This window comes from Hyphomonas atlantica corrig., from assembly GCF_017795365.1.
GTDB lineage: Bacteria > Pseudomonadota > Alphaproteobacteria > Caulobacterales > Hyphomonadaceae > Hyphomonas > Hyphomonas atlantica.
The window spans coordinates 877276-896505 of sequence record NZ_CP051254.1 but is presented as its reverse complement, the minus strand read 5'-3'; the positions used below and the strand labels follow the sequence as shown (position 1 = coordinate 896505).

Sequence of the window (19230 nt, the reverse complement as noted above, 5' to 3'; positions counted from 1 at the left end):
GCCTACATTTGCATCGTCCAGCCCTCAATGCCCATTGCAGCCTGACGGACCGCTTCGGACAGGGTGGGGTGCGCATGACAGGTGCGGGCGATGTCCTCGGACGCCGCGCCGAATTCCATCGCAACGCAAACCTCGGCGATCAATTCGCCGACACCCACGCCAACCATGTGAACACCGAGGATCTTGTCGGTTTTCTTGTCGGCCAGCATTTTGACGAAACCGTCCGTCTCGTGGTTCGTCCGCGCGCGCGAATTGGCCATGAAGGGGAACTTGCTTTTCACATAGTCCACGCCAGCCTCTTTCAGCTGTTCCTCGGTCTGACCGACCCAGGCCATCTCAGGTTTCGTGTAGACCACGTTTGGAACAAGCTCGTAATTCACATGACCGGCCTTGCCAGCGATCAGCTCGGCAACCGCGACACCGTCATCTTCTGCCTTGTGGGCCAGCATTGGTCCGTGGATACAGTCACCAACCGCCCAAACGCCGTCAGCCACCTTGAAATGGCCGTCTGTGGTTTGCACCACACCGCGCTTGTCAGTTGTTCCACCGACTGCCTCCAGGCCCAGGCCTTCGGTATATGGCTTGCGACCAATTGCGACGATTACAACGTCCGCATCCAGCGTCTCGCTGTCGCCACCTGCTGCAGGCTCCATGCTGAGCTTCAGCTTGGACTTCAGCTTTTCAACGCCAGTCACTTTCATGCCAAGTCGGAAATTGAGACCCTGTTTCTTGAAGATCTTCTGCGCTTCCTTTGCCACATCGGCATCGGCGCCGGGCATGATGCGATCCAGATATTCGACAACTGTCACCTCAGAGCCCAAACGCGCCCAGACGGACCCCATTTCGAGGCCGATCACACCGGCGCCAATCAGAACCAGGCGCTTCGGAATGGAGGTCAGCGACAGCGCGCCGGTATTGGTAACAACACGCTCTTCATCAATCTCGATGCCCGGCAGATTGGTCGGCTCAGACCCGGTCGCAATTACGATGTTCTTCGTGTCCAGCGTCTGGATCTTGCCATCAAGACCTTTGACCTCGACCTTGCCTTTTCCAAGGATCTTGCCGCGGCCCTTGATGTAGTCGACCTTGTTCTTCTTGAAGAGGAATTCGATTCCCTTCGTCAGACCGTCCACAGCCTCGGTTTTCTGGGCCATCATCTTGTCGAGATCGATCTCCAGCTTGCCGGTCTTGATGCCCATCGCTTCGAATTCATTCTGCGCTGTGGCGTAGAGTTCAGACGCGTGAAGCAGCGCCTTCGACGGGATGCATCCAACGTTCAGGCATGTACCGCCCAGAACACCGCGATCTTCGATGCAGACCGTTTTCAGGCCAAGTTGGCCAGCGCGGATTGCGCAATTGTAGCCGCCGGGGCCGCCACCGATAATGACGACGTCGTATGTCTCAGCCATGGGGAATTCTGCCTTGCTTAGAGGGCCCAGTAGGAATGAGCCGCCAAACTAGGCATTTTGCCCCTGAAATCAATGCGGCGGGGTCTGCAAGTTTGGTTTAGCTGCGTTTCGTTATCACAAGGCCCAGAAAGAGCGCCCACAGCACCCCGCTGATCACGGCCTCATCGGCCCACATCACCGAATCCGCACCCGCAAGGATCATAAGGCCGCCCAGAAGGCTGAATAACAAGATGCCGATCAGGGCGATCCAGCGCCCCATGCCCTTGCCCGCCAGAACCGCCAACCCGCCAATCAAAACCAAACCCGTCGCCAGCAGCCTCAACAGGCTGGTGGGGGGCTGCATCAAGGCATCCGACAGGCTGCTGCCGCGATTAACCAAGATATTGACTGCGGACACGCCGCCCCAGAATAGCCATCCGCCAATCAGTGCCAGTATCAATCCAATAGCACGCCTCACGCTCATCCCATTTCCTCCCATTCTGTTTTCAACAGAGGGTATGGCGGGCAGGACGCTGCAGCAAATGATTAGTGCTCAGCCGCGCGCCGCCGCTTTTCCTGAATCTTGCGGCCATGCAGTGCAAAACTGGCGCGTTGGCGAGCTATTGCGGCGGGAACACGCGCGGGTTTCATCGGCACAGGCCTCTGGATTGCCTGTGGTGTCGGATCGCTCACCAGGATCGGTTGAGACAGAAGCACGGGCGCACTCTCTGCCGCGGCATCCTGTGGGCGCACTCGGCGCAATCTCAATTCCCAAACTGCGAGCATCAAAAGGAACGCCCCCGCACACACACCTGCAATTGCGCCTTCGGCGGCGCTCGGGTCATTCCACCAGCCCGGCTCAAAGGTCACGAGGTACAGGCACGGGATGCCCGCAAACAGGCCCATGACATACCAGAGCACACCGCCGGGGCGTTTCGCGGCGATCATTGCAGCTGAACAGTAGAAACAGAGCGCGGCCAGCAGGTAAGGCCCTCCATGCGCGATACCAAGCTCTCGCCAGTCGACGCTTTCCAGACCGCCCGCAATGTCATCCTGAACAATCCAGCTCATCGCCATCATGATCGAAGGCCAGCGCACAGCCGTCAGCGCGCCAAACGCAAAGGCGATCGCGTAAACTGTCAGCAGGATTGCGATAAGTCGGCGAAGCATTCCTTCGCGTAGCACGCGTACGGTAACCGCCCGCTGAACACGTTGTTGCAAATTTCATCGATTATTGTCGCAGTGTGTCGCCCGGTGTCTACTCGCTGTCGCTGCCGCAAATGCGGGAGTCGATACAATAGTTCAAAACGCCCATGGCCAGATGGGATTCGATCGGCGGCTGTTCATCGATTTCTTCAACTTCGGACGGCTCGGCCTCTGGCGCGGCAGTGGCCGCAGCGATCCGGAACAAGCCGCGCACGGGTTGCTGTTGTCGCAAGGCGGTGCGCACGAGTCGCGTGATGTAGTCCACCGGCGCATCTATCTGTTGAAATCCCTGCTGCGGAGAAACCGGCAGTCTCGCATCCTCGGGTACGACCATCGCGATCATGGATTGAGGGCCGAGCGGCGGGCCAGCCTTAAGACCCGGTTCGCCGAATATGTCCCGGGCCAACAACACCGTCTCACCTGCCTCTCGGACCGGCCAGCGTCCCGCGGCCTCAATCGGATTGGGATAAAGCTGGGTAAGGATCTGGTCGGCATTGTAGTCAAACAGGACGAGCTTGCCGCGCACTGGCAGCGTGACTTTCAGATCCACCATCTGGCCGTTTTCCACCACGCTGACAGTGTCCCCCGCCGGTGTGACCAGTGAGATGGGCATATCTTTCACCAACGTGTCGAAATCATGCTGAACGCTCGAGACCAGATCTGGGACACCGCGAGTAGGCGGCGGAACATCTGCATAGGCGATGAAGTTCGCGTCCGGCACGTAAGAGCGTACCCAGTCGGCATAGGCAGAGACGCGTGTGTATGCGCCCGGACTGGCGGAGCGACCGCAACCTACGCCCCAGCTGACAACACCGATCTGGTAGGCGCAGCCATTCTTGTCGTACTTGACCAACGGGCCGCCGCTATCACCCTGACAGGCATCCTGGCCGCCTTCTTCCAGACCGGCACACACCAATGTTTCGTCGACGATCAGCGACTGGTACTCCGCCGGATAGCCTTCCAGCATCGACGCCCGCCGCAAGCGGGATTCACACACCGATGCGTTCACGGTCGGCGCTGATGTCTCCTGCAGAACGAGACTTGGCGCGGCGAGGGCGAAATTGCGCGCATTCTGCCACTTGGTGCGCTGACCAGGCTCGAGCTCTGCAAGATTGCCGAATCCTGCAACCCATGCCTCTTCGCCGGCCTGTGACAGGCGATCTGTCGTCGCATCCGCGGACAGTGTCGCGAGCGGCCCCTCCCAAGGCGTGTCGAGCTTCAACAGTGCAATGTCGGCGCCCTTGTAGATCTCTTCCGCGCCTTCATAGGCGGGGTGGGTGACGACCTCGGTGACAAAAGCGGCCTGTGAACCGTCCGGCGTGCGCCCCAGGTCTCCCGTTCCCAACTGAACGCGAATGGCAGCGACTTTCCGCTCTGATCCGCCATCCCCAGCCGGTTCATAAGCGAATACCCGCCCACTCTCTTCGGATACGCGAAAGCCTTCGACACAATGGGCTGCCGTCAGCACCCATTCCCTCGAAATGGCCGCGCCCCCACAGACGTGGAACGTACCGCGCTGCATGCGCAGCTGAATAGACGCGATTCCGGGCCAGTTTGCGAGGTGGGCATTTACGCCGCCAACCACTTTCGCGCCGGTGGGCGTGTCCTCAACGCGGCACACCCGCTCCTGCGCTGTGGCGGTGAGGCCGCATGCCAGAGAGAGGGCGAAACTACCCGCAACGATACTGGAAACTCTACGCAACATGTCACGTCCTCCCGTGTGGGAAGATTAACCATGCCTGCGCGAAACCGCCAAGATGCGGCTTTCGGAAGAGCTAGCCGGCGAAAGCCTTCTCGATCACGAATTGTGCCGGCGATGCATTCGACCCTTCGGTCAGGCCTGCCTTCAGCATCAGATCTTTCACGTCCTGGATCATTTCCATGGAGCCACAGATCATGACGCGATCCGTTTCCGGATTCAGCGGTGGCACGCCGAGATCCTCAAACAGTTTCCCGCTTTCGATCAGATCCGTGATGCGGCCCTTGTACTCATAGTCTTCCCGCGTGCAGCTGCCATAGCGGCGCAGCTTGCCTTGAGCGAGTTCGCCGAGGAATTCGTGGTTCAGCGTCTCTTCGACAATCTCCTTGGAATAATCGAGCTCAGCAGCTTCACGGCAGGTGTGTGTGACGATGACTTCGTCGAATTTCTCATAGGTTTCCGGGTCGCGCACAACGCTGGCAAACGGTGCGAAGCCTGTACCGGTGGAGAAACAATAAAGCCTTTTGCCTGGTACGAGTGCGTCATGCACCAGTGTGCCAGTCGGCTTTTTGCCGAGCAGAACCTTGTCTCCCGGTTGAATGGCCTGAAGGCGCGACGTCAGAGGACCATCCGGCACTTTGATCGAATAGAACTCCAATTCTTCATCCCAGCTCGGGCTGGCGATTGAATAGGCGCGCAGAAGCGGACGACCGTCATCCTTGTAAAGCCCAATCATGACAAACTCACCAGACCGGAAACGGAAGCTCGACGGACGGGTCAGCCGGAACCGGAAAAGCCGGTCGGTATAGTGCTTCACCTCCAGAACCGTTTCTTCGGTCGGGGCGTTGGGGCTTACCTTTTTGGCGGCAACAGGCGTCGCATCTGCAGTCATATCAGGGCATCTCGCTCTTGCATTTCGTTCGCAGCGTCACATGACGTGTGGTTGCGAAGAATGCAATGCTGCACATGAACTATTGAGTTTTACTGAAGAGTCTCAGCGCTGCGATGTCTGGAATGGTGTGTCACCAGCGACCCATGCAATCTTTGGATCGGACAGCGAATACGCACCCTCAAGCTCATAGATATCTTTATACCCGTAGCCGTAGAGGTTGATGAATGTGGGAACATTCAGTGCAAGTTCGATCCGCTTCACAGGAACGGGCGCCACATTGTCGGTGAAGTTGTTATTGCAATAGATCAGGATGCGCGTGTCCCTGGATGGAATAATCTTGGCGAGCTTGTCGTCCGTGAAATCAGAAAAGTTCAGGTGGATCGCGCCGTCGATGTGACCCATTTCGAACGCGTCAGCGCTGCGCGTGTCCAGAATGATTGTGTCCTGATCGGTCTTCATCTCACTGAACGTATCGAGATCAACCAGACGCGAGGCGCGGTACTCGGAGACCTCAGCAGTCAGGCCGAGGAAACCGTCATAGTCGACCTGGCTTTCCTGTGCTTGTGCCATCAGCCCACAGCCAATGAACGCTGCAAGCGTAATCAGGCCGAGAATTGCATTTCCTTTGACACCCATGGCGCCAATCCTTTCCGCATACCTCCCCACACTACACGAACAGGATTACCGCGAATTAAGGCGGGAATGGGCAATTTGAATGAGTTTACTAAGGCTATTCAGGCCCGGGGGTGCGCCGCAGAGTGCACATCCCTCAAGCGGGTCGCATCCACACCCGTATACACTTGCGTGGTAGACAGCGACGCGTGCCCGAGCAGCGTCTGGATCGCGCGAAGGTCCGCCCCCGCCGCAAGCAGGTGTGTCGCGAAAGCGTGACGCAGGGCATGCGGGGTCGCCGTCGATGGCAGTCCGAGAACAGCGCGAAGCTTCTGGACCAGTCCCTGAATGAGGCGCGGATTGAGCGCACCTCCCTTCGCGCCGCGAAACAGAGCATCCCTGCGCCCCAGATTGTAGGGACACAAACCGGCATACGCGTCCACGGCTTCCCGCACGGCTGGAATAAGCGGCACGATACGCACCTTTCCGCCCTTGCCTGTGATCCTCAAACGCTCCGGCAGAGGAATGTCTGCGCCCGTCAGGCTGAGGGCCTCAGAAATGCGGAGCCCGGCCCCGTAGAGCAGGGACAGCACGGCCGCATCACGCGCATTGATCCAGGCTTCGGAATCCGGATCAGTTCCCGCCTCTGCAATCAGGTCCTTCGCCGCCTCAACCGACACCGGACGGGGCAGGCGTTGCGGACGTTTCGGTCCTTGCAGATAGGCGATCTCCGCATTCTCGATGTCATACGTTCTGCCGAGCCAGCGATAGAGCGCCTTGATAGACGACAGCAGCCGCGCAATGGAGGCATCTGACAGACCATCCCGGCGACGATGCGCCAGAAACGACCGCACATCGCGCGCCCGCAAATTACCCAGCCGCTGCGGCGTTGGCGGCTCCCCAAGATGTTGCGTGAGAAAGCCGAAAAAGCCTGCAAGGTCGCTTTGGTAGGCTTCGACGGTCTTGTCAGCCATCCGGCGTTCATCCGTGAGATAGGCGACGAAGGCAGCAAGCGTTTCCATAGGAGCAGTGTGACCGCACGATCTTAACTTTGCCTTTCGCGGGGGAGACGCCCTTCAGGGCTCGATGCGCTTCCCCGCCCAGTCGAACACATGCCCGCTGTCACCCGCGCGCAAGCCTTCGATGACATCAAGCAGATAGCTTGCGCACTGTTCCGGTGAAAATAGTTGCGTGTCCGGCACGTTCGACTGGAACGGTTCGGAAAGTCCGGTATCGACCGTACCCGGATGCAGCCCGACACAGATGGACTCGTCATTCTTTCGGGCGCTCTCGATCGCATAGTTCCGGATCAGCATGTTCAGAGCCGCTTTCGATGCTCGATAGGCATGCCAGCCTCCCAGGCGATTATCGCTGATGGAGCCGACGCGTGCAGACAAGGGCGCAAACACCCATCGCCCCGACCGCGGCATCTCGCCCAGCACATGCTTGGCGATGAGCGCTGGCGCAATCGTGTTTGCGGCGAATATCTTCTCGAACGCATCGCGGCTTTGATGGCGGTGGGATTTTTCAGGCTGAAGCCCCTCCCCGGCATGAAGCAGGCCAATCGCGACAATACAGAGTCGAATGTCACCTGCGCCTGCAATCTCCTTGAGGGCTGTCCTCAGGGAGCCTTCTTCCAGCGCGTCAGCCGTCACCCCGAGCGCCCCATCCGGCGCGGTGCCTGTGCGGGACACGCCGAATACCGTGTCGTGCTGACCTCGATGAACAAGCTGTTCTGTCAGGGCGCGGCCGATCCCGCCATTCGATCCGAATACAATTGCGTTCATGCAGTCGGATCTAGAGTGCGAAGGCGTGGAGGCAAAAAAGAAGGGCGACCAATCAGGCCGCCCTTCACTACTCTACCTGTACTCTACTATCCATGAAGATAAGCATACTGAGCTTAACCCTTCATGAATGAGATAACGCGAACCCTTAGCTCTGTTTGGCGAGCAGGTTGCGAATTTCTTCCAGAAGCACTTCCTGGCGCGGTGGCGCAGCCGGTGCAGCTTCCTCTTCCTTTTTCTGCATGCTGTTCATGCCCTTGATAATCAGGAACATGACGAACGCAACGATGATGAACGAAATCAGCGCGGCGATGAATGCGCCCAGCTCAACGATCGCGGCCTCTTTGACCACTTCGCCAGCTTCGTTCAGCTCGGCCGGGGAAATCGTGTAGGTCAGAGCCGACAGGTCGATGCCGCCCATGACCGGTGCCAGAATCGGTAGAAACACGCCCTGAATGAAAGCCGTGACAACCGTAGCGAATGCGCCGCCCATGACGAAGCCAACCGCCATGTCGACCAGATTGCCTTTCATGGCAAACTCTTTGAATTCCTTAAGCATTGTGCGCCCCTTTCCCTTGCCTTGGATATTTCAGCGTAGACGCAAATAGGCAGAGAATTTGCCGGGCGCGTCAAGACGCCACACTCAGTTAACGCTGCTATGGGGCTTAGCGCGCTTCGGGGTCTTCGCCGCCATTCACGCGGGCGCGAAGCTCCTTGCCAGCCTTGAAGAACGGGACCGATTTCGCCGGCACTTCGACAGACTCACCCGTGCGGGGATTACGCCCCTTGCGGGCCTCTCGTTGCCGGACCGAGAATGCACCAAAGCCCCTCAGCTCGACACGATCCCCCCGTGCGAGCGCAGAGCCGATCTCGTCAAGAATAACATTGACCACCCGCTCCAGATCTTCCTGGCGCAGGTGACTGTATTCGACAGCGAGTTTTGCAATCAATTCGGACTTCAGCATGTCGTTGATATTAAACGCATTTGCGGCGGGAGCGCTAGGCCCCCGCCGCAAACATTTCATCAATTTTAGATTATGATCCGACGGTCGGATCAATCACCTCAGCTGTCAGCCAGTTCAGCGGATTGAGCTTTCCACTCAGCGCCTTTTCCGGACGTGCCAACTTCCTCTTCGAGGGTCGCCAGCTGAGCGTCTGTCAGCGCAGCGATCTGCCAGAAATGGTAGATGCCAGCTTCGTTCAGCTTCTTCTCGAAGGCCGGTCCGACGCCTTTGATCTGCTTCAGATCGTCAGCATCGCCCTGGGCTGCGGACAGGCGGCCATTCTCGTCGAGCGCAGACGCGTCGGCAGTTGCCTTGCCATCTGTGCTTGGCGGAGTTGGCGTAACCTTCTCGGAAGTTTCCTTGGCACCGCCGGACGAAGCCAGGGCTGCGCCGAGGATGTCGCCGAGCGACGCACCGGCGTCTGCCGATCCGTATTGTGCAACGGCTTCTGCCTCTTCCGCGATTTCGAGGGCCTTGATCGACAGGGATACGCGGCGGGACGAACGGTCCACCGAGATCACTTTCGCGTCGACCTTGTCGCCTACAGCGAAGCGTTCCGGACGCTGGTCCGCGCGATCACGGGACAGGTCAGAGCGACGGATGAAGGATTTCATCGCCGGGGAGCCGAATTCGACTTCGACACCGCCAGAGGTGACTTCCGTAACCGTACAGGTGACGGTCGAACCGCGTTTCACGCCTGCACCGCCATCTGCCGGGGCCTCGATCGGGTCACCAGACAGTTGCTTGATGCCGAGCGAGATGCGCTCTTTGTCAACGTCAACGTCGAGGACTTTCGCCTTGACGATGTCGCCCTTGTTGAAGGCTTCGATGGCTTGCTCGCCGGATTTGTCCCAGGCGATGTCGTTGATGTGCACCATGCCGTCGAGGTCCGGGCCGAGGCCAACGAACAGACCGAATTCGGTGATGCCACGAACTTCGCCTTCGATTTCCGTGCCGACCGGATGCTCTGCAAGGAAGGCGGTCCACGGGTTGTCCATGGTCTGCTTCAGGCCGAGCGAGATGCGGCGCTTCTCGGAATCGACGTCCAGGACTTCCACATCGACTTCCTGAGAGGTCGACAGGATCTTGCCCGGATGGACGTTTTTCTTGGTCCAACTCATTTCGGAAACGTGGATCAGGCCTTCGACACCATCTTCCAGCTCCACGAAGGCGCCGTAATCGGTGATGTTGGTGACCTGGCCCTTGAGGCGTGCGCCGACCGGATAGCGGACGTCGATGCCGTCCCACGGGTCGGAACCGAGTTGCTTCATGCCAAGGGAAATACGCTGGGTTTCCGGGTTGATCTTGATGATCTGGACTTCAACTTCCTGACCAACTTCCACAACCTGGCTTGGATGGTTGATGCGCTTCCAGCTCATGTCCGTGACGTGCAGCAGGCCATCGATGCCGCCGAGATCAACGAACGCACCGTAATCGGTGATGTTCTTGACGATACCCTTGCGAACGTCGCCTTCCGCCATGTCGGAAACGATTTCTGCGCGCTGTTCGGCGCGGCTCTCTTCGAGGATGGCGCGGCGGGAAACAACGATGTTGCCACGTGCGCGGTCCAGCTTGAGGATCTGGAAGGGCTGAATTTCGCCCATGAGCGGGCCTACGTCGCGAACCGGGCGGATGTCCACCTGGCTGCCCGGCAGGAACGCATTCACGCCGCCCAGGTCGACTGTGAAGCCACCTTTGACGCGGCCGGAAATTGCACCTTTGACGGGCTCTTCGGCGTTGAAGCTCTTCTCGAGCTTGATCCAACGCTCTTCGCGGCGAGCCTTGTCACGGGACAGGACAGCGTCGCCAAGGGCGTTTTCGATGCGATCAAGGTAGACATCGACGATGTCGCCGGGGGCCGGCTCCTTGTCTTCCATCGAGAATTCTTTGACCGGGATACGGCCTTCGGTCTTCAGACCGATATCAACCAGCACCGCGTCATTATCGATACGAATAACGGTTGCCGGGATGACCTGACCTTCCTGCATTGCGCTGGCGGCCGTGGACGATTCGAACATCGCTGCGAAATCGTCGGTCGTTGGATTGAAACTATCAGACATTTGGGTTCCTTCGGGCGGGTCGAACGGCTCAAGGCAGACGTGCACTATTGCAGCCTGCTCAGAACGACCCGAGAGCGTGGTCTCTTTGAATTTGAAGTGGTGCGGCCTGTTTGGATTTGAGGTGCCCCCAATTTGGAGGAGCACCCCTTCAGGCGCGGTTTCCACGGGCAATCGCTGCCTCAACAGCCGCAATCGCCTTTTCCACTGCGGCCTCTATAGTCAGGTCGCTTGTATCGATCAAGACAGCATCTGCCGCCATTTCCGCAGGGGCGTCCTTGCGGGACTGGTCTCGCTGGTCGCGCGCGCGCAGCTGTTCGATAACTTCTTCGAGAGTCAGGTCACTTCCCTGCCCCTGCAATTCCTTCCAGCGCCGCTCTCCACGCACTTCAACGCGGGCATCCACCCAGAGCTTTGCATCGGCCTCCGGCGCAATCACTGTCCCGATGTCGCGGCCATCCAGAAGCGCCCCGATGGGCTGGGTGGCGAATGCCCGTTGCAGTTCGAACAATGCCTGTCTTACATCCGGAATTGCGGCAACCACACTCGCTGCCTTGCCCGCGTCAGCCGTACGCAGATCCGCTTCGTCGAAGCTGGCAAGATCCAGATGGCGCGCAACATGAGCGACTGCGTCCGGGTCCGTCAGATCGACGCCAGCGCGAAGCGCGGCGACGCCCGTCGCCCGGTACAGCCGTCCGGTATCCATGTGCGGCAAACCGTAATGAGCCGACAGGCGCTTGGAAATCGTGCCCTTGCCTGAAGCGGTGGTTCCATCAATCGCAATAATCATGGGGGCGGGAAGTGAGCGATCCCGCCAGTCAAGTCAAGCAGGCTCAGCCGCTGGCGCTTCCACAAAGCCTTTCCAACCGCTCATATACTCAATGAAGCTCTCCCCAAGCCCTTCGCGGCGGAGATGATCACGTGACACCGGAAGTGTTGCAGGCTCAAAATCCGGATCGGCGGCGACTTTCTCTGGAAAGTCATGATGCAGGATCGCGCCGCGACCAATCACGACAAAATCCAGTCCTGCCTCTATCGCTGCGTGACATTTCGCGCCGGTCAGCAGCTTTCCAGCTGCGCCAAGACGAACATTTCCGCGCGGCAAATCCGTGAACCAGTCCACAAGACGGCGCTCCTGATACGCCTCGTCAGCCGGCAGCTTGAAGACATCCCACAAGGACATGTCGAGATAATCGATCTTTCCATCTGCCATCACGCGGCGCGCCACTTCGCGCACCTCGCCGATATCCATACCGAACCGCTCCGGCGACAGGCGCAGGCCCAACGAGAAATTCTCACCGCAAGCGGCGCGGATGCCATCAATGATTTCGAAGGTGAGCCGGGCACGATTATCCAGGCTGCCGCCATAGGCGTCATCGCGCTTGTTGATCTCGGCGCTCAGGAACTGGCACAGCAGGTATCCGTGGGCACCATGCACCTCAACGCCGTGGAACCCAGCAGCTTCACAGCGCACAGCCGCCGCAATGAAATCATCGCGAACTTTCTCGACCTCAGCGAGGGTCATCGCCCGAGCATCGAACTCTTCATTGTCCGACGGACAAACCGGCTTGCCCTCAATCAGGTCATGCGGGGTGCGCATACCTGCATGGTGAAGCTGGACGACCGAATGGCTGCCTTCGGTGTTTATCCTGGCGGCGAGTTCCCGAAGGCCCGGAAGGTGTGCATCGTCATAACAGCCAAGCTGGCCCGGAAAACCGATTCCGTGCGGATCAATCTGGGCTGCTGCGGTCATGGTCAGGCCAAAGCCGCCCTCAGCCCGAATGGAGAGCCAGCGGATCTCGTCTGCACTGAGCGTGCCGTCGCCATGGCTCTGCTGGTTGGTGAGGGGGGCGAGTACGAAACGGTTCTTGAGGGCAGGCCCCAGAGAAAACGCGAGGGGAGAAGTCAGATCAGTCATGATCTGTACTTTGCCGCCCCGCGCTCTGTCGTCAATTTTGACCTAGCGGCAATCAGCCTTCCGAAATATCCGCGCCAAGCTCTGCCATGTGACTGAGGAAGTCCGGATAGCTGGTCGCGATCATGGAGATATCGTCCACGCTGACCGGATTCTGTGAGGCCGTGCCCATGACCAGCGCGCTCATGGCGATCCGATGGTCATGCCGTGTTTCCACAATGCCGCCCCCTGGCGGAGGGCCACCACAGCCCTGAACGGCAAATCCGTCCGGGCGCTCCTCAGCGTCAACGCCATTGGCACGCAACATGGCAACCACGGCGCCAATGCGGTCGGATTCCTTCACGCGCAATTCCTCCGCGCCGGTTACAACCGTCTCACCTTCAGCAAAGGCAGCCAGCACACCAAGGATCGGGAATTCGTCGATCATCGAAGGGACCAGACGCTCAGGCACGGGTTTTCCGCTCAATTGCGCTGATCCGGCGTGAACATTGATCAGCCGCTCCCCTGCCGCATCGCCCATCTCTTCTGCGCCCAGATGTGCGCCCATCAGATTGACCACATCATAGAAACCCGACCGGGTCGGATTGGACATGATGCCCTCGATCATGACATCCCCTTGCGGTGACAGAATGCCCGCCGCGACGAGAAATGCTGCGGAGGAGGGATCGCCGGGGATGGCAGCGTCAATCGCAGTCAGCTCTTGCCCACCTTCCAGGGACACGCGAACGCCTTCGGCCCCCAACCGCTCTGTTCCCACAGTGACACCAAATCCGCGCAGCATGCGTTCCGTATGGTCTCGGGTCTGACGAGCCTCTTCAACAATCGTTGTGCCATCTGCGTTCAGGCCCGCAAGCAACACGGCCGATTTCACCTGAGCAGATGCGACCGGCGGGACATAGGTGATCGCCTTCAGGCTTTCTGTGCCGACAATTGCGAAGGGCAACTGGCCATCCGGCCCTGCCGTATCGAGCCCGCGCATCATGCGCAGCGGTTTCAGGATCCGATTCATCGGGCGTGAGCGAAGGCTTTCGTCTCCGGTCATCTCGACATTGATGGGATAGCCAGACACCAGGCCCATCATCAGGCGCGAGCCTGTGCCTGAATTGCCGAAGTCGAGATCTTTTTCCGGCTGGCTCAGTCCTTTTTCGCCCACACCAATCACTTCCCATGCACCGGGGCCAGTCTGCTTTACAGTCGCGCCGAGCGCTTCCATGGCCCAGCCTGTACGCAGGACATCTTCGCCTTCGAGAAGGCCGGTAAATCGGCTGGTTCCTGCTGCAAGTCCGCCAAAGATGAGGGCACGATGTGAACAAGATTTGTCACCCGGCGCGCGGATGTTGCCTTTGAGAGCTTTAACGGGTCGGCTGGTCCAGACCATTTCAGGTACATTCCCTGCTTGATTGATCACGTGAAATGGGGCTTTGACAGCGTGCGGCGTTCATGGCAAGCGCCCGCCCATATCAAAATCAGAGAAGACCATAAGGAGGCTGTCTCCCGTGTCGAAAGACAAACTTGGAACCAAACAGGTCTGCCCTTCCTGCGAGGCACGCTTCTACGACCTGAACAAGCGCCCCTGCGTCTGCCCGAAATGCGGCGAGGAATTTGATCCGGAAGACGAAGTCATCCGCACCACCATCACCAAGGTAAAAGCCAAGGCTGCAAAGGCCGCGGTCAAGACCGAGGATGATGATGAAGATGACGACGAAGAGGATGCCGCCGCCCGCACCAATGACGACATTGATGATGAGGACGACGAATCCGACGAGGAAGAAGCCAAGGAACTTGGTGGCGACGAGGAAGAAGTTATCCTCGAAGGTTCGTCTGATGAGGACGAAGACGGCGATACACCAGCGAAAGTCCCGGCCGGATTCAATGAAGACGGCGTGGATGACGATGATGATGACGACATCCTGCTGGATGACGATGATGACACTGACTTCGAAATCGATGCAGACGCCGACGATGACGACGACGATCTGACTCTCGATGATGAGGAAGATGAAAAATAGACTTGAAACCCGGAAGCGGCGGATGTAACTGCGTCGCTTCCGGTTCGGGGCCATAGCTCAGTTGGGAGAGCGCTTGCATGGCATGCAAGAGGTCGTCGGTTCGATTCCGTCTGGCTCCACCATTTCCTGCGTATTCAGCGAATTTCTGTCGTTCTCGTCATTCCTGAACCTTGCCTGAATACACGCGCCATCTGGTGCACATAAACGTGACTATGTGCCCCGAAGATGCCCCAATCCGGTCCTTGAACCGGAACCTTTGTTCCCCACCTTTATTATGAACAGTGGAACACATGCTTCCCGCGTTCGGCATGTCTGTCTCTTGTGACGGAAAGGATTGGAACGATGACTACAGACCTGAAAACGAACCCGTTTGAAAGCGACGCCTTCGTGTATATCCGCCATCTTGATGCCGGAGAGCTTTCGGGAATTCTTCCCGAGAATGCGATTGATCAGATCGACGAAGCCGACGACTTGTTCGTAGTGGCGTCGGCCGACGGTGTGCGCCTGGCTGTGGTACAAGGCCGCGAAGCCGCCTTTGCCGCTGCCCGGTCTCACGATCTGAAGCCGCTCAGCGTACACTGATACGCTTTCAAACAGGCCCCATTGGAAATCCCCTTCGAACTGGGTTCGGAGGGGTTTTTTCTGATCCAGCTTGTTGCGCCTGCAGGAACCAACCATCCGGCCTTGCCCTTGGGGGGGCGCAGGCATAGGGTGCGCGCGTTTTCACCCCCCGGACCCCCACACTATGCCCGATACACACACATCCGACCTGCCCGTGACCCTAGACGATATCAAAGCTGCCGCTGAAGTGCTGGATGGCCAGATCGTTCATACGCCGATGAACAAGTCACGGACGCTGTCGAGCATTACGGGCGCAGAAGTCTGGGTGAAGTTCGAGAACCAGCAATTTACCGCTGCGTTCAAGGAACGCGGCGCTTTGAACCGGCTGTCGAAACTGACGGATGACCAGAAGAAGCGCGGGGTTATCGCCGCTTCGGCCGGAAACCATTCGCAGGGCGTCGCCTACCATGCGCGCCGCCTTGGCATTCCGGCCACGATCGTGATGGCCAAGACCACCCCTTTCAGCAAGGTCGAGCATACCCGCAGTCACGGCGCACGTGTCCTGTTGGAAGGGCTGATCTTCGACGAAGCCAAAAGCTATGCGATGGAAGTGTGTGAGCGGGACAATCTCACCTTCCTGCACCCGTTCGACGATCCTGACATCATCGCCGGGCAAGGTACGATTGCGCTGGAAATGCTGGAGGCCAATCCAGAGCTCGACACGCTGGTCGTGCCGATTGGTGGTGGCGGCCTGATCAGCGGCATCGCGATTGCGGCCAAGGCCCTGAAGCCTGAAATCAAGATCATTGGCGTCGAGGCGGCAATGTATCCCTGCATGCACGCCGCCCTGCGCGGCGAAACGCCAAAAACCGGCGGTGCAACAATCGCTGAGGGCATTGCCGTGAAAGAGGCGGGGGAGCTGACCCGCCAGATTTGCGCTGAGCTGGTTGATGACATCGTCCTGGTAGAGGAAGAGCATCTGGAGCGCGCCATCACGCTGTATGCGGAGGTCGAGAAAACCATCGCCGAAGGCGCGGGTGCAGCTGGGCTTGCTGCCCTTCTGGCACATCCCTCGCGCTTTCAGGGCCGCAATGTCGGCCTTGTCCTGTGTGGCGGCAACATCGATACGCGCTTGCTATCTTCTGTGCTCACACGGGCACTTGTTCGCGAAAACCGCCTGACCTCCATCCGTATCATTGGCGACGATCGGCCCGGCCTCCTGGCGCTTGTTTCCAAGATCATAGGCGACCAGGGCGCCAACATCATGGAAGTCGCCCACAATCGCATCGCGCTGGATGTTCCCGCAAAAGGCGCAGAATTCGATATTCTGATCGAAACGCGCGATGCCCAGCACACACAGGAAGTCATCGATGCACTCGCCCAAGCTGGCTATCCGCCACGCTCCCTCTGACCGCTGCGTCAGCTGCCGAGGTGACTTTGCTGCTTGTCCTGCTTAAACGAGACTGATCCCACCTGATCACTGGAGAGACACATGATCCGGACTATGCTCGCGGCTCTTACCGCTACAATCCTCGCCACAGCGTGTGGCAGCGGCACCGATACCGCTGACCTCGACGCAACGTTCGACAAGCATCTACCCTGGAACTCAGAAAGTGCGGACGTCGAAACTGGGCTTGCCGGCCTCGAATATATCGTCCTGAAGGAAGGACCAGAGGACGGCGCGAGCCCTGTGCCAACCGATATGGTCCGTGTCCACTATGAAGGTCGTACCGCGGACGGCGAGAAATTCGACTCCTCCTATGATCGCGGATCTCCCTCAATGTTTCGCCTGAATCAGGTGATTCCGGGCTGGACGCAGGGGCTCCAATTGATGAGCGAGGGCGACACCTACCTCTTCTATATTCCAAATGCTCTCGCCTATGGAAATTCCAATCGCGGCGACGTCATCAAGGCGGGCGACGATCTCGTTTTCCAAGTGGAGCTGGTTGAAGTGATGGAGCCGAAATCGGCTGATGCGGAAGCCTGGGAGAAATACACGCCGTGGAATTCAGACCTTCCGGAAGTCCAGAAAACTGAGTCCGGACTGCAATATGTTGTTCTGGAAAGCGGCGATGCATCTGGCGCCAGCCCCGTAAACGGACAAATGGTTGCTGTCTATTATGAAGGCCGGCTCGCAGAGAATGGCGAAATGTTCGACAGCGCCTTCCAGCGGGGCCAACCGGAACTCTTTCCCTCAGACCGCCTGATCCCGGGCTGGGTCGAAGCGCTTGCCATGATGAAGCCGGGAGATCGCTGGCTGATGTATATTCCATCGGACATTGCCTATGGTGCCCAAGGCACGCCGGGCGGCCCCATTCCTCCGAATGCGGATCTGATGTTCGAAGTCGAACTTCTGGACGTGATGAACTAGCGTCTCTTGTACCGGCGTGGAGAGTTCGGCGACGAATCCTCCGCGCTCGGTTCGCCTGCTTCTTCGGGAAGCAAATCGGCCCTGAAGTAGATTGGCAGGTCCAGTGACGTTTGAAACCACGGGCGCTGCTGCCCCTCGGACGCATGCATGACATCGTCATTCACCCGGCGCAGCACAGATTGAATGCTTATCCGGTCTGGCGTCACGACATTCCGGGCAAATGCGTCCGCGAACAATGACGGGGCTTTGCCGTCTGGATGATACGTTCCCGGCGCATCCGCATAGGCAACAACGACCCGATCTTTGCCGAAGCTCTCTGAAAAACCGCGATCCTCTCCCTTTTCGCCGCCAAGCGAAAATGGCCTGCCGCAGTCGACCAGCATCATGATCGCTTGTGACGACGCTGCTTCCATCTGCGCCACAAGATCAGAAATCCAGATTCCCTGGTCTCGCAACTCAGATTTGGACCGGGGGATCGGGCCCTGCGGCAACAGCACATTCTCTCCGTCCAGGGCTGTTCCATATCCTGCGAAATAGACCAACCCGACAGATGCCGGACCCGCCGCGTCGAGACGCTGCACGAAAAGGTCGACCTGATCCCGGGTTTCGCGATCATTTCCGTCTGGGAGATAAACGGTCTCATAGCCTGCAGAAGCCAGCGCACTTCGAACAATCTCCCCGTCATGATGGACATTTGGCAGGCTGAGGTCTCCGGCATCGGAATAGGAATTCGCAATAATGAGGGCATGCCTGAGTGGGTAGCGTGACGTCTCGGCGCTCGATTCCGACGGATCCCTGGTCCAGGAACCAATCTTGATGTCGGAAGACCTGCGCTGAAGCCGGGAGAGATTCATGGGCTCCTGCCGTTGAAGCGTTTGTTCAAGTACATCCAGACGTACCTGCTCGAACATGTCACGGACAGTGGTCGCAGGCTCATTGAGACGAATGCCAAGTGCCCGTGCGTAGGGTCCGTTCCCGTCATCGGCACGGCCATCGCTTGCCGTCTCCCCTTCCCAGGTTGCGAAGGAGAGGAACATGTTGCGCTCGCCAGTGCCGCCCGCCGTGCGCCTGAGGCCCCGGAAAGCCTCTCCTCCGCCAAGCGAGCGTTGGGCTTCTGGCAGTTTTAAAACGTTCCGGCAGGCGTCTATGGCGACAACGCTTGGAGCTTCCAACGCGTCCAGCCGTTCCATCAGCCAATCCAGTTCCACAGAATCGTCCCAGAGTGCTTCGTTCAGTTCATCTGCTTCCCCTACCGGGATCAGGTAATTGCCGCCGGTCTCTCGCGCTGCGCCGTGTCCGGAATAGTAGAAAAATCCCATGGCCTCAGGCCCGGCGGCCTTCAACTCTGCCACATAATCTCGGATTGCGCTCATCATGGCAGATCGCCCGGCATTCTGAACGATGTCGCCAGAAACGAGCCGGAACCCGCAATTGCGCACGCCTTCGGCCACCACATTGGCGTCATTGATCGGATTGGAAAGCGTTCCGATGCCCTCTGAATAGGACGCATTGCCGATGATCAGCGCAATTCGCTTTTTTGCAGGTGTCTGTTGTGCGCGGCCGGGCCAAGGCATGGCCGCCGCGCCACCGATCAGCAGCATATGGCGACGTGAGATCATCTTGACCCTCCGACGAAAGCGACGCCCTTTTCTTGCCCATGCAATCCTACCTCGTCAACACAACCCAATCGTATGGGTTGTCATCCCATGAGAGCGCTGACAGGAAGAGCCTC

The 19230-nt window shown here is 58.7% G+C and carries 18 protein-coding genes, 1 tRNA gene and 1 pseudogene; 5 read left to right on the top strand and 15 right to left on the bottom strand.

Features of this window, described 5'->3' with window-relative positions; translation table 11 throughout:
• Positions 1-2: 2 nt before the first annotated feature.
• The 14 genes and pseudogenes from lpdA to aroA form a co-directional block, all read right to left on the bottom strand.
• Positions 3-1409, bottom strand: coding sequence for a dihydrolipoyl dehydrogenase (gene lpdA, locus HF931_RS04545; protein ID WP_273242046.1), 1407 nt, complete (start codon positions 1407-1409; stop codon positions 3-5).
• 97 nt (positions 1410-1506) lie between these two features.
• Positions 1507-1872, bottom strand: coding sequence for a hypothetical protein (locus HF931_RS04540; RefSeq protein WP_273014570.1), 366 nt, complete (start codon positions 1870-1872; stop codon positions 1507-1509).
• Positions 1873-1934: 62 nt separating this feature from the next.
• Positions 1935-2558 (bottom strand): hypothetical protein, encoded by a 624-nt coding sequence (locus tag HF931_RS04535; RefSeq protein ID WP_273242044.1) that lies wholly within the window; start codon positions 2556-2558, stop codon positions 1935-1937.
• An 88-nt stretch (positions 2559-2646) separates the two neighbouring features.
• Complete coding sequence (locus HF931_RS04530; RefSeq protein WP_273242042.1) at positions 2647-4299, bottom strand: serine protease; 1653 nt, start codon at positions 4297-4299, stop codon at positions 2647-2649.
• A 70-nt stretch (positions 4300-4369) separates the two neighbouring features.
• Positions 4370-5185 carry a ferredoxin--NADP reductase gene (locus HF931_RS04525; RefSeq protein WP_035547952.1) on the bottom strand — a complete coding sequence of 272 codons (816 nt, stop codon included), beginning with the start codon at positions 5183-5185 and terminating at the stop codon, positions 4370-4372.
• A 102-nt stretch (positions 5186-5287) separates the two neighbouring features.
• Positions 5288-5821 carry a rhodanese-like domain-containing protein gene (locus HF931_RS04520; RefSeq protein WP_273242040.1) on the bottom strand — a complete coding sequence of 178 codons (534 nt, stop codon included), beginning with the start codon at positions 5819-5821 and terminating at the stop codon, positions 5288-5290.
• 98 nt (positions 5822-5919) lie between these two features.
• Positions 5920-6819: a tyrosine recombinase XerC gene (locus HF931_RS04515; RefSeq protein WP_273242038.1), complete on the bottom strand. Its 900-nt coding sequence runs from the start codon at positions 6817-6819 to the stop codon at positions 5920-5922.
• A gap of 54 nt (positions 6820-6873) precedes the next feature.
• A complete protein-coding gene (locus tag HF931_RS04510; RefSeq protein WP_273242036.1) occupies positions 6874-7584 on the bottom strand; it encodes an SDR family NAD(P)-dependent oxidoreductase in 711 nt (236 codons plus the stop codon).
• 145 nt (positions 7585-7729) lie between these two features.
• Positions 7730-8140 (bottom strand): large conductance mechanosensitive channel protein MscL, encoded by a 411-nt coding sequence (gene mscL / locus HF931_RS04505; protein ID WP_035547961.1) that lies wholly within the window; start codon positions 8138-8140, stop codon positions 7730-7732.
• Positions 8141-8246: 106 nt separating this feature from the next.
• Complete coding sequence (locus HF931_RS04500; protein WP_035547965.1) at positions 8247-8546, bottom strand: integration host factor subunit beta; 300 nt, start codon at positions 8544-8546, stop codon at positions 8247-8249.
• 419 nt (positions 8547-8965) lie between these two features.
• Positions 8966-10645: pseudogene (gene rpsA / locus HF931_RS04495) on the bottom strand (30S ribosomal protein S1); the annotation flags it as partial.
• A gap of 148 nt (positions 10646-10793) precedes the next feature.
• Positions 10794-11432 (bottom strand): (d)CMP kinase, encoded by a 639-nt coding sequence (gene cmk / locus HF931_RS04490; RefSeq protein WP_035547969.1) that lies wholly within the window; start codon positions 11430-11432, stop codon positions 10794-10796.
• Between the two features lie 33 nt (positions 11433-11465).
• Positions 11466-12560 (bottom strand): NADH:flavin oxidoreductase, encoded by a 1095-nt coding sequence (locus tag HF931_RS04485; protein WP_273242034.1) that lies wholly within the window; start codon positions 12558-12560, stop codon positions 11466-11468.
• A gap of 52 nt (positions 12561-12612) precedes the next feature.
• Entirely contained in the window at positions 12613-13935 is a 1323-nt protein-coding gene (gene aroA, locus HF931_RS04480; RefSeq protein WP_273242032.1) for a 3-phosphoshikimate 1-carboxyvinyltransferase, read from the bottom strand.
• Between the two features lie 118 nt (positions 13936-14053).
• Between aroA and HF931_RS04475 the strand changes: the two genes are divergently transcribed.
• The 5 genes from HF931_RS04475 to HF931_RS04455 all read left to right on the top strand — a co-directional run bounded on the left by HF931_RS04475 (position 14054) and on the right by HF931_RS04455 (position 17498).
• Positions 14054-14566 carry a TIGR02300 family protein gene (locus HF931_RS04475; protein WP_035547978.1) on the top strand — a complete coding sequence of 171 codons (513 nt, stop codon included), beginning with the start codon at positions 14054-14056 and terminating at the stop codon, positions 14564-14566.
• A 46-nt stretch (positions 14567-14612) separates the two neighbouring features.
• Positions 14613-14688, top strand: a tRNA-Ala gene (locus HF931_RS04470).
• Positions 14689-14908: 220 nt separating this feature from the next.
• Complete coding sequence (locus HF931_RS04465) at positions 14909-15148, top strand: DUF1150 family protein (RefSeq protein WP_273242029.1); 240 nt, start codon at positions 14909-14911, stop codon at positions 15146-15148.
• 163 nt (positions 15149-15311) lie between these two features.
• The gene (locus tag HF931_RS04460; protein ID WP_273242028.1) at positions 15312-16538 is read left to right on the top strand and encodes a threonine ammonia-lyase; all 1227 of its coding nucleotides are present in this window, start codon (positions 15312-15314) and stop codon (positions 16536-16538) included.
• An 81-nt stretch (positions 16539-16619) separates the two neighbouring features.
• On the top strand, positions 16620-17498 hold the full coding sequence (locus HF931_RS04455) for an FKBP-type peptidyl-prolyl cis-trans isomerase (RefSeq protein ID WP_273242026.1): 879 nt from the start codon (positions 16620-16622) through the stop codon (positions 17496-17498).
• Here HF931_RS04455 and HF931_RS04450 read toward each other — a convergent pair.
• Positions 17495-19117: a caspase family protein gene (locus HF931_RS04450; protein ID WP_273242024.1), complete on the bottom strand. Its 1623-nt coding sequence runs from the start codon at positions 19115-19117 to the stop codon at positions 17495-17497. The genes HF931_RS04455 and HF931_RS04450 overlap by 4 nt on opposite strands.
• Positions 19118-19230 lie beyond the last annotated feature (113 nt).